General features: G+C 71.4%; 13 protein-coding genes. 1 reads left to right on the top strand and 12 read right to left on the bottom strand.

Annotation, left to right across the window (positions count from 1 at the left end):
* Positions 1 to 9 precede the first annotated feature (9 nt).
* The 9 genes from rplT to FHS13_RS06470 form a co-directional block, all read right to left on the bottom strand.
* Positions 10 to 375, bottom strand: a complete 366-nt coding sequence (rplT, locus tag FHS13_RS06510; protein WP_184289046.1) for a 50S ribosomal protein L20 — start codon at positions 373 to 375, stop codon at positions 10 to 12.
* A 166-nt stretch (positions 376 to 541) separates the two neighbouring features.
* A complete protein-coding gene (gene rpmI, locus FHS13_RS06505; RefSeq protein ID WP_184289043.1) occupies positions 542 to 736 on the bottom strand; it encodes a 50S ribosomal protein L35 in 195 nt (64 codons plus the stop codon).
* A 174-nt stretch (positions 737 to 910) separates the two neighbouring features.
* Positions 911 to 1,477, bottom strand: coding sequence for a translation initiation factor IF-3 (gene infC, locus FHS13_RS06500; RefSeq protein WP_343064929.1), 567 nt, complete (start codon positions 1,475 to 1,477; stop codon positions 911 to 913).
* A gap of 386 nt (positions 1,478 to 1,863) precedes the next feature.
* Entirely contained in the window at positions 1,864 to 2,694 is an 831-nt protein-coding gene (locus FHS13_RS06495) for a shikimate dehydrogenase (RefSeq protein ID WP_184289040.1), read from the bottom strand.
* On the bottom strand, positions 2,691 to 4,964 hold the full coding sequence (mltG, locus tag FHS13_RS06490; protein ID WP_184289037.1) for an endolytic transglycosylase MltG: 2,274 nt from the start codon (positions 4,962 to 4,964) through the stop codon (positions 2,691 to 2,693). Before mltG ends, FHS13_RS06495 begins: the two co-directional genes overlap by 4 nt.
* Positions 4,961 to 5,449, bottom strand: coding sequence for a Holliday junction resolvase RuvX (ruvX, locus tag FHS13_RS06485; RefSeq protein ID WP_184289034.1), 489 nt, complete (start codon positions 5,447 to 5,449; stop codon positions 4,961 to 4,963). The genes mltG and ruvX overlap by 4 nt, the downstream gene beginning before the upstream one ends.
* 492 nt (positions 5,450 to 5,941) lie before the next feature.
* Positions 5,942 to 8,611: an alanine--tRNA ligase gene (gene alaS, locus FHS13_RS06480; RefSeq protein WP_184289031.1), complete on the bottom strand. Its 2,670-nt coding sequence runs from the start codon at positions 8,609 to 8,611 to the stop codon at positions 5,942 to 5,944.
* A gap of 296 nt (positions 8,612 to 8,907) precedes the next feature.
* Entirely contained in the window at positions 8,908 to 9,183 is a 276-nt protein-coding gene (locus FHS13_RS06475) for a hypothetical protein (RefSeq protein WP_184289028.1), read from the bottom strand.
* Positions 9,180 to 9,572, bottom strand: a complete 393-nt coding sequence (locus FHS13_RS06470; RefSeq protein ID WP_184289024.1) for a DUF948 domain-containing protein — start codon at positions 9,570 to 9,572, stop codon at positions 9,180 to 9,182. The genes FHS13_RS06475 and FHS13_RS06470 overlap by 4 nt, the downstream gene beginning before the upstream one ends.
* A 390-nt stretch (positions 9,573 to 9,962) precedes the next feature.
* Here FHS13_RS06470 and FHS13_RS06465 point away from each other — a divergent pair, with 390 nt between their 5' ends.
* The gene (locus tag FHS13_RS06465) at positions 9,963 to 11,498 is read left to right on the top strand and encodes a serine/threonine-protein kinase (RefSeq protein WP_184289021.1); all 1,536 of its coding nucleotides are present in this window, start codon (positions 9,963 to 9,965) and stop codon (positions 11,496 to 11,498) included.
* A 39-nt stretch (positions 11,499 to 11,537) separates the two neighbouring features.
* Here the strand turns inward: FHS13_RS06465 and FHS13_RS06460 are convergent, their stop codons facing one another.
* From FHS13_RS06460 to aspS, 3 genes are all read right to left on the bottom strand, one after another.
* Positions 11,538 to 12,872: an AAA family ATPase gene (locus tag FHS13_RS06460; protein WP_184289018.1), complete on the bottom strand. Its 1,335-nt coding sequence runs from the start codon at positions 12,870 to 12,872 to the stop codon at positions 11,538 to 11,540.
* A gap of 30 nt (positions 12,873 to 12,902) precedes the next feature.
* Positions 12,903 to 14,903, bottom strand: a complete 2,001-nt coding sequence (locus tag FHS13_RS06455; RefSeq protein ID WP_184289015.1) for a SpoIIE family protein phosphatase — start codon at positions 14,901 to 14,903, stop codon at positions 12,903 to 12,905.
* A gap of 469 nt (positions 14,904 to 15,372) precedes the next feature.
* A complete protein-coding gene (gene aspS, locus FHS13_RS06450; RefSeq protein ID WP_184289012.1) occupies positions 15,373 to 17,136 on the bottom strand; it encodes an aspartate--tRNA ligase in 1,764 nt (587 codons plus the stop codon).
* Between the last annotated feature and the right edge of the window lie 136 nt (positions 17,137 to 17,272).

The raw sequence follows: 17,272 nt of genomic DNA, 5'->3' as shown, positions 1-17,272 counted from the left end.
CTGTCCGTCCTAGGCCTCGGCGGGGAGGGCCTTCTTGGCGGTCTCCACCAGGGTGGCGAAGGCGGCCTCGTCGTTGACGGCCAGCTCGGCGAGCATGCGGCGGTCGACCTCGATGCCGGCCAGCTTCAGGCCCTGCATGAAACGGTTGTAGGTGAGGCCGTTGGCGCGGGAGGCGGCGTTGATGCGCTGGATCCACAGACGACGGAACTGGCCCTTGCGGTCCTTGCGGTCGCGGTAGGCGTAGGTCATCGAGTGGAGCATCTGCTCCTTGGCCTTGCGGTACAGGCGCGAACGCTGACCGCGGTAGCCGCTCGCCCGGTCGAGGACGACCTTGCGCTTCTTCTTGGCGTTGAGAGCCCGCTTCACGCGTGCCACTGTGACTCCCTCTTGTGTGTTCCGGCGCGCAGGGCGCGCCGACCGGCCCGGCTCCGCAGAGCCCGGCGGCCGTTCTCGCTTCTGACTGATCCCTCCCGGAAGCCCTCACCGCTCCGGCCGAGCCGGGGACGCGGGTCCTCCCGGGGGGAGGGGAAGGTTCTGCGGACTACTTGCCGAGAAGCTTCTTGATGAACTTCGTGTCCGCGGGCGACAGCACCGCCTCGTTGCTCAGCTTGCGCTTGCGCTTGGAGGTCTTGTGCTCAAGGATGTGGTTCTTGTTGGCACGGCGGCGCATGATCTTGCCGGAGCCGGTGACCTTGAAGCGGTCCTTGGCCCCACTGTGGGTCTTGTTCTTCGGCATGTCGCCGTCGTCTCCTACTCCGTCGGCGTACCCTCCGCATGTGGCGGAGGACACGGCTGGTGCTATGGCGGGACCTCTGCGCGCCAAATACAACACAAGTCGGGGCTGCACGGGCACAGCCCTCCCCACCACCCGTCCGGTCGGCCGGGCGGTGGGGGACTTCCCCTCGAACCGCTAGGCCTCTTCGCTCTGCTCGCGGCGGGCCTTGTCCCCCGCCGCCGCGCGGGCCTCGGCCTTGTGCTCGGACCGCCGCTTGTGCGGACCGATCACCATGACCATGTTGCGGCCGTCCTGCTTGGGCTGCGATTCCACCGTGCCAAGGTCCTTGACGTCCTCGGCCAGGCGCGCCAGAAGGCGGCGGCCCAGTTCGGGACGGGACTGCTCGCGGCCGCGGAACATGATCGTCACCTTGACCTTGTCCCCGCTCTTGAGGAACCGCACGACGTGACCCTTCTTGGTCTCGTAGTCGTGCGGGTCGATCTTCGGGCGGAGCTTGATCTCCTTGATGATCGTGTTCGACTGGTTCTTACGGGCCTCGCGGGCCTTGACCGCGGACTCGTACTTGAACTTGCCGTAGTCCATCAGCTTGGCGACCGGCGGGCGCGCGGTCGGCGCGACCTCGACGAGGTCGAGGTCGGACTCCTGGGCCAGACGCAGGGCGTCCTGCACGGAGACGATTCCGACCTGCTCGCCGTTGGGCCCGACAAGACGGACCTCGGGCACCCGGATGCGGTCATTGATGCGGGGCTCGGCGCTGATGAGACCCCTCCCTAGCTTTATCGGATTACCTGGGACCGGCCGCCCTCCGGACGGTGGGCGGCCTGTTCGGCCGGATCACCCGTGGGGCTCTCCGGCCGGGCCGGGGTCTTCCCAAAAAGCGAAAACCCCGCCGGTACGTGCAAGCGGGGTCGATCCGACGGACGGCGAAGGACACGCAGCGAAGGACCAGGGACGGATGCCCGGGCTCACGACGCGACGCGCTCGTCCGACCTGTCGACCTGCGCGGGCCGAGCCCGGCAGGTGGGAGGATCACCTCCGCTTGCGGTCCCGGTGTGGCAGGCACACCGGTCCAAGTCGTCTCCTCATACTATCAGCAGTGCGGGCCCGCCGGGCCGGGCAGTCCCGTGTCAGCGGGCCGAGCGGCGGGCGAGCTCGGCCTCGCCGGCCGCGCGCATCGCCTCCACCGGGACCTCCTCGGTCCCGGTCATCAGCCTGACCTGGGCCGCGGCCTGGTGCAGCAGCATCGGGAAGCCGCCGACCACGCGCCGGCCGCGGGCCGCGACGGCCTCGGCCGCCGGGGTGGGCCAGGGCGAGTAGACGACGTCGAACAGGTCGGCCCCGCACTCGGCCAGAGCGTCGGCGTGGCGGTCGGCCGCGCCCGAGGGCAGCGAGGAGACCACCAGGTCCACATCGAGGTGGCGCTCCAGCTCCGCCAGGGGCGCGATCTCCAGCACGGAGCCGAGCCGCCGGGCGGCCGCGGCCACCTCGCCCGTGCGCCCGGTGTCACGGGCGAGCACGGTGACCGGCGCGACCGGCCCCAGCTCCCGCAGCGCGGCCAGCACCGAGGCGGCCGTGGCCCCCGCGCCCAGGACGGTGGCGCTGCGGGGGGAGCCGATCCCCGCCTCGGTGAGGGCGACCACGATCCCCTCGACGTCGGTGTTGCTGCCGGTCCACCCCCCGCCGCGGCGGACCATGGTGTTGACCCCGCCCACGCGGACGGCCAGGTCGTCGACCGTGTCGGACAGCTCCAGGGCCCGACGCTTGAGGGGCATGGTCAGGGACAGCCCGGCCCATTCGCCGCCGAGGCCGGCGAGGAAGGGCCCCAGGCCCTCCTCGCCGCACTCGTGCATGCCGTAGGACCAGCGGTCCGCCAGCCCCATCTCCTCGTAGGCCGCGGTGTGCAGGACCGGGGAGAGGGAGTGGGACACCGGTGAGCCCAGGACCGCGGCGCGCCTCACTCCCCGCCGCCCATCCAGGTCTCCTCGAACTTCTCCTTGAGCAGGAGGAACTCCTGGTAGTCGCCGGTGAACTCGGTGACACCGGCCTCGGGGTCGGTGGCCACGAAGTACAGGTAATCGGCGTCGGCAGGCTCCAGCGCGGCCTCGATGGCGGCCTGTCCGGGAGCCACGAAGGGGCCGGGGATCAGACCCTTCTTGTGGTAGGTGTCGAAGCCGCTGGTGTCGGCCTCGCACTTGAGTCGCTGCTCGTTGTTCAGGGCGATGCCGTATTCGCCGATGGCGTAGAAGCAGGTGCTGTCCATCTGCAGCATCATGTCCTGCTCGAGGCGGTTGTGGATGACCGCGGAGATCTTCGGCATGTCCTCCTCGCCACCGCTCTCCGCCTGGATGATGGAGGCGATCGCCATGATCTCGTTGGGGTCGTAGCCCGCTGCCGCGGCCCGCTCCTCCAGCTGGATCTCCTCGGCGACCTCGTGGAACTTGGCGGTCATGGCGAGCAGCATCGACAGCGGTTCTGTGTCGGACTCGAAGCGGTAGGTGGCGGGGAACAGGTAGCCCGCCGGTCCCTGGGTGGCGTAGTCGGGGAGGTTGAGCTCCTCGGTACGGGCGTGCGCCGCCTGGAGATCCTCCAGGCTCGCGCCTGTGGACTCGGCCAGGATCTCCAGGATCTGCTCGTTGCGCAGACCCTCCTTGAAGGTGATCCTGCCCTCGATGCGGTTGGCCGGGTCGAGCAGGGCGCGCACCGCGCTGTCGGCGCTCATGCCCAGGGCCAGCGAGTAGGTTCCGGGGGTCAGGCCGTTGCCCAGCTCATCCGGGGACAGGGACTCCAGGGCGTTGGTGAACGCCCGGGGGCTGGCGACGACACCGAGATCGGTGAGGTTCTCCCCGACGGTGAGGCCGCTCTGCTGCTCCTCGATGACGAAGACGACCTCGTCGGTGCCCTCGCCGCTGAAGTCGGCGGGGAAGACGTAGGTGCGCAGGACGGTGTAACCACCGCCTCCGACGACGATGACGAGGGCCAGGCAGAGGAGGATCATCATCCCCTTGCCGCGGGGCCCCCGGCCCGAGGCGGCCCGGCGGTGGGCCTCACGGGCCTTCTTGAGCTCCTTGGCCTTCTTCCGGCGCTTGCGGCCGCCGCCGTAGGCCTCGGCGATCTCGGCGAGACCGGGCTCCTCGTAGTCGTACTCCTCCTCGGGCTCCTCGGGCTCCTCGCGGCGCCCGCGCCGGCGCCCTCCCCGGGTCTCGTCGTCGGCGGCCTTCTCGACGGGGGCCTCGGCGGCACCGCGCCGGCGGCGGCCGCCGCCGCGCCTGCGGCTGCGGGGCTCCTCCGGAACGTCCTCGGTTTCCTCGTCGGGGAGCGCCTCTGCCGGTGCGGGCGCCTCGTGGTCGTCGCGGCCGCGGCGGGCACGGCGGCCCCTCGGTTCGGCGTCCTGGCGGAACTCACCGCTGTCCTCGGGAAGCTCCTCGGCGGCACCGCGCCGACGCCGGCCTCCGCGACGGGAGGGCGTCTCGGGGAGCTCTTCCTCCGGCTCGGAGCGGCCGCGGCGGCTGCGCCCCTTCGACGGAGGGGGAACGGCGGCGAAGGCGCCGGTGTCGGCGGAGGTGTGCACACCCGGGAACGAGCCGGTGTCGAACACGTCGTCGGCCTCGGGGGCGTCGTCCAGGAAACCGCCGACCGGCTCGTCGCGGCGGCCGCGGCGGGAGCGGCGGCGCCCGCCGGTGTCGTCCTGGGCCGACGCACGGCGGCCGCGGCGGGAGCGGGGCTCGTCCTGCTCGGGCGCCGGCGGGGCCTCTGGCTCCTGCTCGGCCCGTGCCCGTCGCCCGCGGCGGGGAGTCTCCTCCTCGGGGCGTGCGGGTGCGGGCGCCGCGGAGGCGGGCTCGCCGAGGCCCTCCAGAGCGGCGAGCGCGTCCTGGGTCGCGTCACCGCCCGCGGGCTGCGACGGTGGCACGGGGCGCTGGTGGGAGCCGGTCTCGTAAAGGTGTCCCCCGCCCGAACGCGCCGCACGGCTGCCGCGCAGCGCGTCGGCGGCGCCTCCGCGCCGGGGTGGCCGGGGGGAGCCGGTGTTCTGGGGGCCGCCCGGACCGAGAGGGTCGTAGCCGTCTCCCCGTCCGCCGGCGGACGGAGCGTCCTCCCAGGAGTCGGGCCTGGCCCGGCGCCCGCGCGAGGGCGGTGCGGGCAGCGGGTCACCGAGCGGGTCGTAGTCGTAGCCGCGTCCGCGACCGGCACGTCCACGATAGGGATCGTCGGGGTAGTCATCCCTGTCGTTCATGATTCTCCCTGGCTGGAGCGGACGGTCTCGCCCGGGGGCCGGCCTGTCGACCGTTCCTGGTCCAAGGCGCTCTGGAGGAGCACGGTTGCCGCCGCCTGGTCGATGACTGTTCGGCGGGCACGCCCACCCTTCGCACCCTTCTTGCCGAAGGAGGCTCCGGAGAGCAGCTGGCCCTGCGCGGTCACGGTGGTGAGGCGTTCGTCGACCAGGCGGACGGGGACGGGGTGGAGGAGCTCCGCGAGCTCCGCCGCGAACTCCCGTGCGGAGCGGGCCGCAGGCCCCTCTTTCCCGGACAGTGAGGCAGGGTAACCCACAATGACTTCCCGTGCTTCGCGTTCCAGGACCAGCAGGGCGATGCGCTGCCGGTCCCCCTTGCCGCGCGGGACGGTCTCGACCGGGGTGGCGAGCATACCGGCGGGGTCGCTGACGGCAACGCCGATGCGGGCGTTGCCGGGGTCGACGGCCAGGCGTACACCGTGCCTCACGAGGAACTCCCCCCCGGTCCGGGGACGCGACGCGGGCGGGCCGTGCCGTCGGGAGCACAGCACCGCGGTGGGAAAATCCTCAACACGGTGGTCCTGTTCATCAGGTGGGATCGCGGGAAGTTCCGCGCAGACAGCCCTGTGATCGGCTGCGACGCGCCACAGTATGCCCGATTCGACGACCAGGTGCAGCCTCGGCGCCTCGTCGACGGCGCTCAGGGGGTCGGCCGGGGGCATGCGCCCGTCCCTCGGGGACGGACTTTCTTCATCAGAGTGTAGATCACCGCGATACCTTCCCGAATCGCCCGAAGATCCGTTTCGGGCACCCGAACGGGCGGCGCGCCTCACGGATGCTCCGGCACGAGGACCGGGCACCACCGAGAACACCGACGAAGTCACGGAAGGTAACTTTACAATCCGCTGCGTGATCAGATGGATTTCCGTGCCCGGGTGTCGGCGGCCGCCGGAATTCCGGCGGCCGCCCCCGTTCACGGTTCAGGCGGAGGCCACCCGCGCCTCGACGGCACGCAGGGCCTCGTCCACCTTGCCGGCGTCGCTGCCACCGCCCTGGGCGATGTCGGGCTTGCCACCGCCACCGCCGCCGAGCACGCGGGCCGCCACACCCACCAGTTCGCCGGCCTTGACACCGGCCTTCTGCCCCGCCTTGTTCACGGCGATCACGACCACGGGGCGGTCCTTGGGGACCGCGGTCATCGCCACGACCACGGGTTCGTCCTCGCCCAGGCGCCCGCGCACGTCGAGGACGAGCTTGCGCAGGTCGTCGCCGCTCGTGCCCTCGGGTGCCGCCTGGGCGACCACCAGTGCGGACCCGTGGCGCCGCGCGCCCTCGGCGATGGAGCCGGCGGCCTGGAGCACCTGTGCGGCGCGCAGGCGCTCGATCTCCTTCTCCGCGGTGCGCAGCCGGGAGACCATGGCGTCGATCCGCTCGGGCAGCTCCTCGCGCGGAGTCTTGAGCTGTTCCGAGAGCTGCCCCACGAGCGCGGACTCGCGGGAGAGGCGGCGGAAGGCGTCCGCGCCCACGGCGGCCTCGACACGGCGCACACCCGAGCCGATGGAGGACTCCCCCAGCAGCTTGACGATGCCCAGTCGGGCGGTGGAGGGCACGTGGGTGCCGCCGCACAGTTCGACGGAGTAGTCGCTCATCTCGACCACGCGCACGCGGTCACCGTACTTCTCGCCGAACATGGCCATGGCGCCCATCCGCAGCGCCTCCTCCAGGCCCCGCTCCTGCGTCTGGACCTCGATGTCGCGGGCGAGGACGGTGTTGACCTCCTCCTCGACCTCGGCCAGGCGCTCGCCGCCCAGCGCGTTGTCGGCGGTGAAGTCGAAGCGCAGGTGCCCCGGCCGGTTCTCCGACCCCGCCTGGCCGGCGGTGGGGCCGAGCGCGTTGCGCAGCGCGGAGTGGATGAGGTGGGTCGCCGAGTGGGAGCGTTCGATCGCGTGGCGGCGGTCGGTGTCGATCGAGGCGTGCACGGTGTCCTCGAGAGCGATCTCGCCGGAGCGCACCGTGCCCCGGTGGACGAACAGGCCCGGCAGGGGCTTCTGCACGTCCTCGACGTCGACGAGCCCGCGGCCGTCGACGCTGAGCGTGCCGGTGTCGGCGAGCTGTCCGCCGCTCTCGGCGTAGAAGGGGGTGCTGTCCAGGACGATCTCGACCCTCTCCCCCTCGCGCGCGGCGGGGGAGGCCGCGCCGTCGACCACGATTCCCTTGATCCGGGACTCGCTCCGGGAGTCGGAGTAGCCGAGGAAGTCGGTCGCCCCGGCGCCCTCCAGCAGCTGGGCGTACAGGGAGATGTCGGCGTTGCCGAGCTTCTTGGCCCTGGCGTCGGCCTTGGCGGTCTCGCGCTGCTTCTGCATCAGCTCGCGGAAGGCGGACTCGTCCACGCTCAGGCCCTGCTCGGCCGCCATCTCCAGGGTGAGGTCGATGGGGAAGCCGTAGGTGTCGTGGAGCTGGAAGGCCTCGGAGCCGGAGAAGACGCTGCCGCCCTCGGCCCGGGTCCGCTCGGCGACGCGGCCGAAGAGTGCGGTGCCGGCCCGCAGGGTCTCGGCGAAGTTCTTCTCCTCGGTGTCGATCACACCGTGGATGACGTCGGCCTTGTCGAGCAGGTCGGGGTAGATGTCCTTCATCGCGTCGATGCTGACGGCCGTCAGCTCGTGCAGGAAGGCGGTGTCGCTGCCGGAGAGCAGCCGCAGGTTGCGGATGGAGCGGCGCAGGATGCGGCGCAGGACGTACCCGGCCTTCTCGTTGCCCGGCTTGACGCCGTCGGCGACGAGCATGACGGCGCTGCGCACGTGGTCGGCGACCACGCGGAGCATGACGTCCTGGTCGCTGTCGTCACCGTAGCGGGTGCCGGTGAGCTCGGCGGCGCGGCGGAGGACGCGGCCGATGATGTCGGTCTCGTAGATGTTGTCGACGCCCTGCAGGACCGACGCGAGCCGCTCCAGGCCCATGCCGGTGTCGATGTTCCTCTTGGGCAGCTCACCGATGATCGGGAAGCCTGTCTTGTCGCCGCCCTCGCCCCGCTCGTACTGCATGAAGACGAGGTTCCAGATCTCGATGTAGCGGTTCTCGTCGGCCTGGGGGCCGCCTTCGGCACCGTACTCGGGACCGCGGTCGTAGAAGATCTCGGAGCAGGGTCCGCAGGGGCCGGGGACGCCCATCGACCAGTAGTTCTCCTCCATCCCCATGCGCTGGATGCGCTCGGGGCGCACGCCCACGACCTCCCGCCAGATGCGCTCGGCCTCGTCGTCCTCCAGGTAGACCGTCACCCACAGCTTGTCGGGATCGATGCCGAAGCCGCCGTCCTCGACGGGGGTGGTGACCAGTTCCCACGCCAGCGGGATGGCCTTCTCCTTGAAGTAGTCGCCGAAGGAGAAGTTGCCGAGCATCTGGAAGAAGGTCGCGTGCCGGGAGGTCTTGCCGACCTCTTCGATGTCCTTGGTCCGGATGCACTTCTGGACACTGGTGGCGGTGTCGTAGGGAGGCGTGCGCTGCCCGAGGAAGAAGGGCTTGAACGGGACCATGCCGGCGGGTACCAGCAGCAGTGTCGGATCCTCGGCGATCAGGCTTGCCGAGGGCACCACGGTGTGTCCGTTCTTCTCGAAGAAACTGAGGAAGCGGCGCGCGATCTCTGCCGTCTCCATTGATGCCCTCCTGTGTTCGACACCGCCGTCGGCGGGTCGGTCCCTGACCGGGACCTCGTGGTACGCGGCCGTGCCTCCCTCCGGGGGAGGCCGCCACGCGAACGCGTGCGGATTCTCGGTGACCGCCCGGAGGCGGTGGCCGGGGTGCTCGCCGTAGTGACGACAACGGCGGAGGCCCGGTTGTTCCAAGGCTATCGCCGTCGGCCCCCGCCGGGATCCGCTTTTCGCGCCCGCGAGGGCCCGGGGACGGCAGGAGGGGGCCGGCGGCGGCCGGCCCCCTCCGGGGAGATCGCGGATCAGCCGCCGGGAAGCTCTCCGGCGTCGCGCGTCCCGGGAAGGGCCCGGCCCCGCCGCGGGGCGTAGCGGCGCAGGAGCTCCTCCTCCTGCTCCCGGACCGCGGCGGCCAGGTCCTCGTTGAGTTCGTTCAGGGCCCCCCGGTACTCACCGACGCGCCCTTCGACGCGCTCGGCGATTCCGCCGGGCGTGAGCGCCCGGCGCGCGCGGTTGACACGATGGACGGCGTAGCCGCCGAGGGCGGCGCCCGCCGCGAGGTAGAACAGGCGGCCGATCACCGGTTCTCCCTCCTCCGACGGCCGCGGACCACGGCCAGCGCCCTGCGCTGCCCCAGTACGCGGCGGACGCCGTAGGACAGGGACGCGACCCGCACGAGGGGTCCGGTGACGACCGACCGGGTCAGCGCGGTCACGGTGGAGACGTCCTCCGAGGTGGCCTGCACGTTGGCGGTGATCTCCTCGACCCGCTCCAACGACGTGTTGGCGCGTTCGACCGTGGAGGCGACGTCGTCCATCAGGGGAGGTGTGCGTTCCCCCAGTTCGGACACGACCTTGGTGGTCTCGTTGATGAGCTTGATGAGCTTGACGAGCGCCACGCACATGAACGTGGCGAGCACCGCCCAGACCACCGCGGCGACGAGCGCGGCGACCTCTCCTCCGGTAAGCATGCGGGCTCCGTGGCAGATGTAGAGGGTTGTTTCGGGTGTGTGGCGGCCCCGCGCACACCGCGCCGAGAACTCGGGGGCCTGGCCGTCCGGGGCCCGACAGCTGCCGGGCGGGACCCCGGCGCGGGCCGGTTTCGGCCGACCCTATCGTGTCCGGTCGTCGGTCACGTGAACGCGCCGCGGCGTGGGAGGGCCTGCGGCGCAGATCACGTGCGGCCACCGGTCGTCGTCCCCTGTAACCTCCCTTGAGAAAGGCGCCGGACGCAGGGAGGATGCACCCGGCAGCCGGACCGGGAACCCGCTCGCGGTCTCGACCCTTCCAGGACCGAGAAGCTGACTACGATGTCCGGACATGCCGCCCACCGGCTCCTAAACATCCCGGACAGGACACCTATGAGCCCCCGTTCTCCCCGAGAGATCTCCGTACTGGTGCCCGAGCACCTCCCCCCTCTGTATCCGGACGACCCGGCCCGGATCGGCCCCTATCTGGTTCTGGGACGCATGGGGCAGGGTACGACCGGCACGGTCTACGCCGCCGTGGACACCTCCTCCCCCACCGCCGGCGACCGCCTGGTCGCGGTGAAGGTCCTCAAGGCCCCCGAGTTGGAGTCGCCCGGAGCGAGAGAGGCCCTGAACCGGCGCCTGCTCGCGCTCTCCCAGGTCGATCCCGCGCGCGTCGTGGTCCCGACGGCCTTCGACTGCGAGGCCACCCCGCCGTGGATCCTCCTGCCCTACATGGAAGGTGAACGGCTGTCGCACTACGTGACCAAGCGCGGCGGTCTGGGCACCGGCAAGCTCATCGCACTGGCCACCGGCCTCGCGGAGGGCCTGGCCGCACTGCACGCCCGGGGAGTGGCGCACGGTTCGCTGCGCCCCGACGAGGTCCTGCTGGAGTCGCGGGGCCCGCACATCATGGAGTGCGCGCTTCCCGCCTCGGCGGAGAATCTGCGCGGTTCGGGTGCCACCTGGCTGAGCCCCGAGCGGCTTGCGGGCGGGGAGGCCGACGCGGCCTCGGACGTGTTCGCGTGGGGCGCCGTGGTCGCCTTCGCGGGGACCGGCAGGCTGCCCTTCGGGACGGGCGAGCCCGAGGAGATCTCCGCCCGGGCCGCCGCCGGGGAGTTCGAGCTGTCCGGGCTCGCCAAGGGGTTGCAGCCGCTGGTGGGCCGCGCCCTCGACCCCGACCCCTCGGCCCGGCCGAGTCTGCACGAGGTGATGGGGGCGGCCATCGCCGTCTGGCAGCGGGAGAACCCCCACGACACCGACCTGACCGACCGCGCGCGGCTGGCACACATCCTGGAGCGTGAGTGGAGCGCCGTGGAGCCGCCCCCGCGGGTGCCCCGTGTGATCCGGTTGGAGGGCGGCGGCCCCCGCCGCCCCTCCAGGGCCGTGGTCGTGGCGGGCGCGGGGGCCGCCGCGCTGGCCGTGGTCGGCGGAGCCGTGTGGGGGGCTTCCCAGGTGCTCGGTGCGGGATCGCGGGAGGAGCCCGCCGTCCCGGCGGCCCAGGACCCCTCCCCGAGCCCCGCCGCGGAGGAGGATCCGCTGACGCTGGTGGTGCGCTTCGACCCCGCCGAACAGGAGAACGTCCTGGAGGGCCCTTGGATCTACACCCCGGTGGACCGGGACGACGAGCCCGTGCGCGGCCAGGGCGTGCCCGCGCACACGGAGTGGGCCGAGCAGTGGGACGAGGCCGGGGAGCCCGCCGAGGCGGTGATCTCCCCCGAGGCCGAGGTGCTGTGCGCGAAGTTCTGTGCCGCGCCCGAGCACGTCTTCATCGACGACGAGGGCCGCGGCACCTGGGAGCTGACCGGCGCCGACTTCATCAACTACCTGTCCTGGGGGCCGGTGGTGGTCGTCGAGGTCACCTTCGCCGAGGAGGAGGGCGAGGGTCCGCGCGAGATCGTGCAGGTCACCGAGCTCTTCACGGACTGAGGCCTCTGTCCCGCCTCCGGCCCCGCCGGCCGGCCGCCGTCAGTCCTCGCTTCTGAGGACGCCGCGGATGCGGTCGAGGATCTCGGCGAAGCGCCGCTCGGCGCCGTGCCCGGTCGGCCTGTAGTACTCGCGCCCGTCGATCCCCTCGGGCGCGTGTCGCTGGGGTGCCACTCCTCCGGGGTAGTCGTGGGCGTAGCGGTACCCCTTGCCGTGGCCGAGCTCGCGGGCTCCCTTGTAGTGACCGTCGCGCAGGTGGAGCGGTACGGGCCCCGCCTTTCCCGCCCGGACGTCGGCGATGGCGGCGTCGATGGCCGAGATCACCGCGTTGGACTTGGGCGCCAGGCTGATGTGGACGACCGCCTGGGCGAGGTTGATGCGGGCCTCGGGCATACCGATGAGCTCCACGGCCTGGGCGGCGGCCACCGCGGTCTGGAGCGCGGTGGGGTCCGCCATGCCCACGTCCTCGCTGGCGTGGACGACGATGCGGCGGGCGATGAACCGGGGGTCCTCCCCCGCCTCGATCATGCGGGCCAGGTAGTGCAGGGCGGCGTCGGGGTCGCTGCCGCGCATGCTCTTGATGAAGGCGCTGACCACGTCGTAGTGCTGGTCCCCCGAGCGGTCGTAGCGCACGGCGTGGCGGTCCACGGCCCGCTCGACGTCCTGCTCCGTGACGGCCACCGGTTCCGCGCCGGCGGGCCCCGCCACCAGTGCGGCCGCCTCCAGGTAGGTCAGGGAGCGGCGGCCGTCCCCTCCCGCCAGGCGGACGAGGTGGTCGGTGGCCTCCTCCGTGAGGGTGTAGCGCCCCGCCAGGCCCCGCTCGTCGGTGAGCGCCCGACCCAGCAGCTCGCGGACGTCGGTGTCGTCCAGGGACTCCAGGGTGAGCAGCAGGGAGCGTGAGAGCAGCGGGCTGACCACGGAGAAGAAGGGGTTCTCGGTGGTGGCGCCGATGAAGCTGACCCACCTGTTCTCCACCGCCGGGAGCAGGGCGTCCTGCTGGGTCTTGTTGAAGCGGTGGACCTCGTCGACGAACAGGAGGGTGCGGGTGCCGTGCATGCCCATGCGGCGCCGTGCCTCGTCCACGACGGCGCGCACGTCCTTGACGCCCGCGTTGACCGCCGACAGCTCCACGAAGCGGCGCTTGGTCACCCGGCTGACCACGGTGGCCAGGGTGGTCTTGCCCGTCCCCGGAGGTCCCCACAGGAAGACGGACATGGGGGCGTCGTCCTCGACCAGGCGGCGCAGCGGACTGCCCCGGCCCAGGAGGTGGCGCTGGCCCACGACCTCGTCGAGGGTGCGCGGCCGCATGCGTACGGCAAGCGGCTCCTGCCCCCGGGCGGCTTCGGCTCCGGCGTCGTCGAACAGTGTTTCGGCCACGTGTCCAGGGTAGGCCGCGGGGCGGGGCGGTCAGGTCGCGGTCTCGGTCCGGACCATGCGGGTGATGAGCAGGGCGATGTCGTCGCCGCGCCCGGCCGGCGCCATCTCGGCGATGACGTCCGCCGCCTCGTGGGGGTCCTCGCAGTGCTCGCTCAGCGCCCGGCCGACGCGGTCCAGTCCCGCGTCCATGGTCACCTCGGTGCTCTCCACCAGCCCGTCGGAGCACAGCAGCAGGGTCGTGCCCGGGTCCAGGACGCGGCTGGTGACGGTGTACTCGGTGTCGGGGAGCACGCCCAGGGGCGGCCCGGTCTCCGGTTCCCACAGCTCGTAGCCGTCGGCGTCGGCCAGGACCACGGGCGGCTGCCCCGCCCAGGCGGCCTGCATGACGCCGCCGGCGCGGTCGACGACGAGGTAGCCGCAGGTGGCGAAGACGATCTCGCCGGTCTCGGTGAGCAGCCGGTTGGTCTCGCCCAGGACTACGCCGGGGTCGGACTGGTTGGTGGCGTAGGCGCGGAAGGCGACACGGATCTGGCCCATGGCGGCGGCCGCCTCCACCCCGTGGCCCTGGACGTCGCCGACCAGGAGGCCGACCTTGTCGTCGGGCAGCTCGATGACGTCGTAGAAGTCGCCGCAGATGCGCCAGTCGGCGCGGGAGGGCAGGTACTTGGTGGCGATGTCCAGGTCGGGGAAGCTGGCCACCTGCCGGGGCAGCATGCGCCGCTGGACGGCGTCGGCCAGCTCCAGCTCGGCCTCCTGCGCCTTGATCCGCTCCAGGGCCTGTCCGGCCAGGCCGGCGAAGGTGAGCATGAGCGCGCGCTCGTCGCGACTGGCATGGTGGGGCCGGTCCCAGACCATCTGCCAGACGCCGAGGGCGACCTTGCTGTCGCCGAAGATCGGTACGGTCGCCCAGGCCTGGGCCTTGGAGTCGCCGTGGCGCATGAGGTCGACGGCAGCGGGGAAGCGGCTGATGACCTCGGCGCGGCTCTCGAAGAAGCGCGGTTGGCGGTCCTGGATGACCGCGCCCATGGGGTAGTCGGTGTCGTCGGCGCGGCGCCCGTCGATCCTGTCGGCGTTGCCGCGGGCGCGGGTGCTGGGGGAGGTGCGCAGCACGCCTCCCTCGACGTAGAGGGCGACGGCGAAGTATCCCCCGAAGATGGGCAGGAACTCCTCGCTGAGCAGGTCCATGACCTTGTCGACGGTGGTGGCCGAGACCAGTTTGGACGACAGCTCGGTGACCAGGCGGCCGTGCTCGGCCTCGGTGCGGCGGCGGTCGGCCAGGCGGCGGACGAGCTGGACGTGCTCGGTGACGTCGTCGATGATGCCGACCAGGCGGTCGGGCTCACCGGGGACGAAGCGACCGCGCACGTGCAGGGAGCGCTCGTCGCCGAGGCGGTCGAAGACGCGGAAGCGCTGCTCGTAGTCGCGTCCGCCGAAGGAGGCGGCCAGGGCGTCGCGGACGCGGGCGACGTCGTCGGGGTGGACGCGCTGCATGAGGCGTTCGAGATCGTGGTCCCCGGCTCCCAGGAGGGCGCCGAGCGGGGTGGGGCCGAAGAGTTCGCGCAGCTGCCTCGTGTCCAGGTCCAGGCTCCACATGACGGAGTCGGAGTTGTCGGTGCGGAGTTCCCCGATGGCACGCAGGTCCGTCTCCTCGGGGGAGAGCACGTGCATCAGGACGACCGCGACGGCGCCGGAGGGATCGGGGTTCGGCAGCGGGCGCAGCTCGACCTCGGCCGTGTGCGCGGTCCTGTCCGCCACCGCCAGGCGCAGGCGGGCGCGGCGGCCCCATTCTCCGGCGAGGGCCCGGGCGTGGGCCTCGGCGCCGCGCCGGGCGTCCGCGTCGGCGAGGAGCGCGTGCCAGGGCCGTCCGCAGGCGTCCGCTCCGCCGAGGAGCTCGGCGAAGGCCAGGTTGGCGTGGGTGACCGCGCCGTCGGCCGAGGTGAGCGCCATGGGCTCGGGGGCGTGACGGAACGCCTCCGCGAGCACGTTCTCGGAACCGTCGCCTGCAGCGCGTTTTCCGTTCACAGACTTCATCCTCGTGTCGTCTCGGACATCACACCCGCGTTTCAGCACGGACACCTCTGTGAACATTCCGATTCGGCTCATTGTAGATGTCGGGGGCGATGCGGGTTCTCGGTGCGGTACCGGGCGCGGTTACCGCCGTTTCCACCGTCTGCTCGCCTGAGCTCCTCGTCACCGTTCCGGCCGCGGGGGAAGCGGTCCCCCGTGCGCGCTGTGTCCGCTCCACACACACGTGCGTGTTGCGGCCGTGAAGGGTGATTCGCTCCCAACCGTAGGGGATCCTGGCTCCGCGCGCATCCGCAAGACGTTTCCCGAACCGCCTTCGGTCACTTTTGCAGAGGCATTATGTCCACTTATGAACCAGTTTCCCCATTATTAAACCGATAAAAGGAAAAACGGGGAACTGCGGGCATGCACACCGGCCCCTGGCAGAGCTCCGCCCCGTCCCGGTCGGGTCCGGGACGGGGCGGCAGGGGTACGCCTACTTCTTCGGGTCGGGAACGACCGTGCGGACGTGGACGTCGCGCAGCTGCCGGTCCGAGACCTCGGAGGGCGCGCCCATCATCAGGTCCTGCGCGTTCTGGTTGAGCGGGAACGCGATGGTCTCGCGGATGTTGGGCTCGTCGGCCAGGAGCATGACGATGCGGTCGACGCCGGGTGCGATGCCGCCGTGGGGCGGGGCACCGAACTTCAGGGCCTTGAGCATGCCGCCGAACTCGGCCTCCACGGCGTCCTTGTCGTAGCCGGCGATCTCGAAGGCCTTGTACATGATCTCGGGCGAGTGGTTCCGGATCGCGCCGGAGGAGAGCTCGACGCCGTTGCAGACGATGTCGTACTGCCAGGCGAGGATGTCCAGCGGGTCCTTGGTCTCCAGCGCCTCCAGGCCGCCCTGCGGCATGGAGAACGGGTTGTGGCTGAACTCGACCTGCCCCTCGTCGTTCAGCTCGAACATGGGGAAGTCCACGATCCAGCAGAAGCGGTAGGCCTTCTCCTCGAAGTGCCCGGCCCGCCGGCCCGCCTCCACGCGCACGGGCGCCATGATGCGGTTGATCTCCGCCTCGTCCTCGGACGCGCAGAAGAACAGGCCGTGGCCGGGGCCCGCGCCCAGCTCGGAGAGCAGCTCGTCGGCGATGCCGGTGACGAACTTGGCGACGGGTCCGGTCAGCTCGCCGCCCTCGCCGACCTTGATCCAGGCCAGGCCCTTGGCACCCTGCTCGACCGCGAAGTCGCCGATGCCGTCGAAGTACTTGCGCGGCTGTCCGCCCACGTCGGGAACGGCCAGGGCGCGCACCTTCTTGCCCGCGAAGGCCCGGAAGTCGGTCTTGTCGAACAGCGCCGTGACGTCGGTCATCCTCATCGGCACGCGCAGGTCGGGCTTGTCGGTGCCGTACCACTCCAGGGCGTCGCGGTAGGCGATGCGCGGATAGGGGGAGGTGATCTCCCAGCCCTCGGAGAACTCCCGGAAGACGTCGGTCATGACCTTCTCGATGACCTCGAAGACGTCCTCCTGCTCGACGAAGCTCATCTCGACGTCGAGCTGGTAGAACTCGCCGGGCGAGCGGTCGGCGCGGCTGTCCTCGTCGCGGAAGCACGGCGCGATCTGGAAGTAGCGATCGAAGCCGGCGATCATCAGGAGCTGCTTGAACTGCTGCGGCGCCTGGGGCAGGGCGAAGAACTTGCCCGGGTGGATCCGGGAGGGCACCAGGAAGTCGCGGGCGCCCTCGGGGCTGGAGCTGGTGAGGATGGGGGTCTGGAACTCGTTGAAGCCCAGCGCCGTCATCTTCTCGCGGATCGAGGAGATCACACGCGAGCGCAGCATGATGTTGCGGTGCATCCGCTCCCGGCGCAGGTCCAGGAAGCGGTAGGTCAGGCGGCGCTCCTCGGAGGTGTTGTCCTCGGGAAAGACCGTCAGGGGCAGCTCGTCGGTGCCGCCGAGCACCTCCAGCTCCTCCGCCTCGATCTCGATCTCGCCGGTGGCCAGGTTGGGGTTGACGTTCTCACCGCTGCGGGCCGCGACCGAGCCCGTGACACGGACGACCGTCTCCTTGGGGGTCCGGCTCAGCTGCTCGAACACCGGGGACTCGGGACGTGCCGTGATCTGGGTGACGCCGTAGTGGTCACGCAGGTCGACGAAGAGCAGGCCGCCCAGGTCGCGGCGGTTGTGCACCCAGCCAGACAGGCGCACCTGCTGCCCGACGTGCTCCTTCCGGAGCTGACCACACGTATGAGTCCTGTAACGATGCATGAGTTACCAAGTCCACTAGCTACACGGCTGGGTGAGGGCGCCGGGGAGCCCGCTGGCGGGCCCGGCCGGGGGCATGGGTGCCCCCTGAACACTGGAATCCTACCGTCAACGCCGTCGGCGGACCCCCGGGTTCGGA

It is taken from the genome of Nocardiopsis algeriensis, assembly GCF_014203695.1.
GTDB lineage: Bacteria > Actinomycetota > Actinomycetes > Streptosporangiales > Streptosporangiaceae > Nocardiopsis > Nocardiopsis algeriensis.
This window is presented reverse-complemented; position numbering and strand designations above follow the sequence as displayed.

What these genes read in the sequence shown, in the direction of transcription:
- rpmI (WP_184289043.1), bottom strand. Translation starts at nt 736, where the DNA reads ATGCCGAAGAACAAGACCCACAGTGGGGCCAAGGACCGCTTCAAGGTC.
- mltG (WP_184289037.1), bottom strand. Translation starts at nt 4,964, where the DNA reads ATGAACGACAGGGATGACTACCCCGACGATCCCTATCGTGGACGTGCC.
- alaS (WP_184289031.1), bottom strand. Translation starts at nt 8,611, where the DNA reads ATGGAGACGGCAGAGATCGCGCGCCGCTTCCTCAGTTTCTTCGAGAAG.
- FHS13_RS06470 (WP_184289024.1), bottom strand. Translation starts at nt 9,572, where the DNA reads ATGCTTACCGGAGGAGAGGTCGCCGCGCTCGTCGCCGCGGTGGTCTGG.
- FHS13_RS06465 (WP_184289021.1), top strand. Translation starts at nt 9,963, where the DNA reads ATGAGCCCCCGTTCTCCCCGAGAGATCTCCGTACTGGTGCCCGAGCAC.
- FHS13_RS06455 (WP_184289015.1), bottom strand. Translation starts at nt 14,903, where the DNA reads ATGAAGTCTGTGAACGGAAAACGCGCTGCAGGCGACGGTTCCGAGAAC.
- aspS (WP_184289012.1), bottom strand. Translation starts at nt 17,136, where the DNA reads ATGCATCGTTACAGGACTCATACGTGTGGTCAGCTCCGGAAGGAGCAC.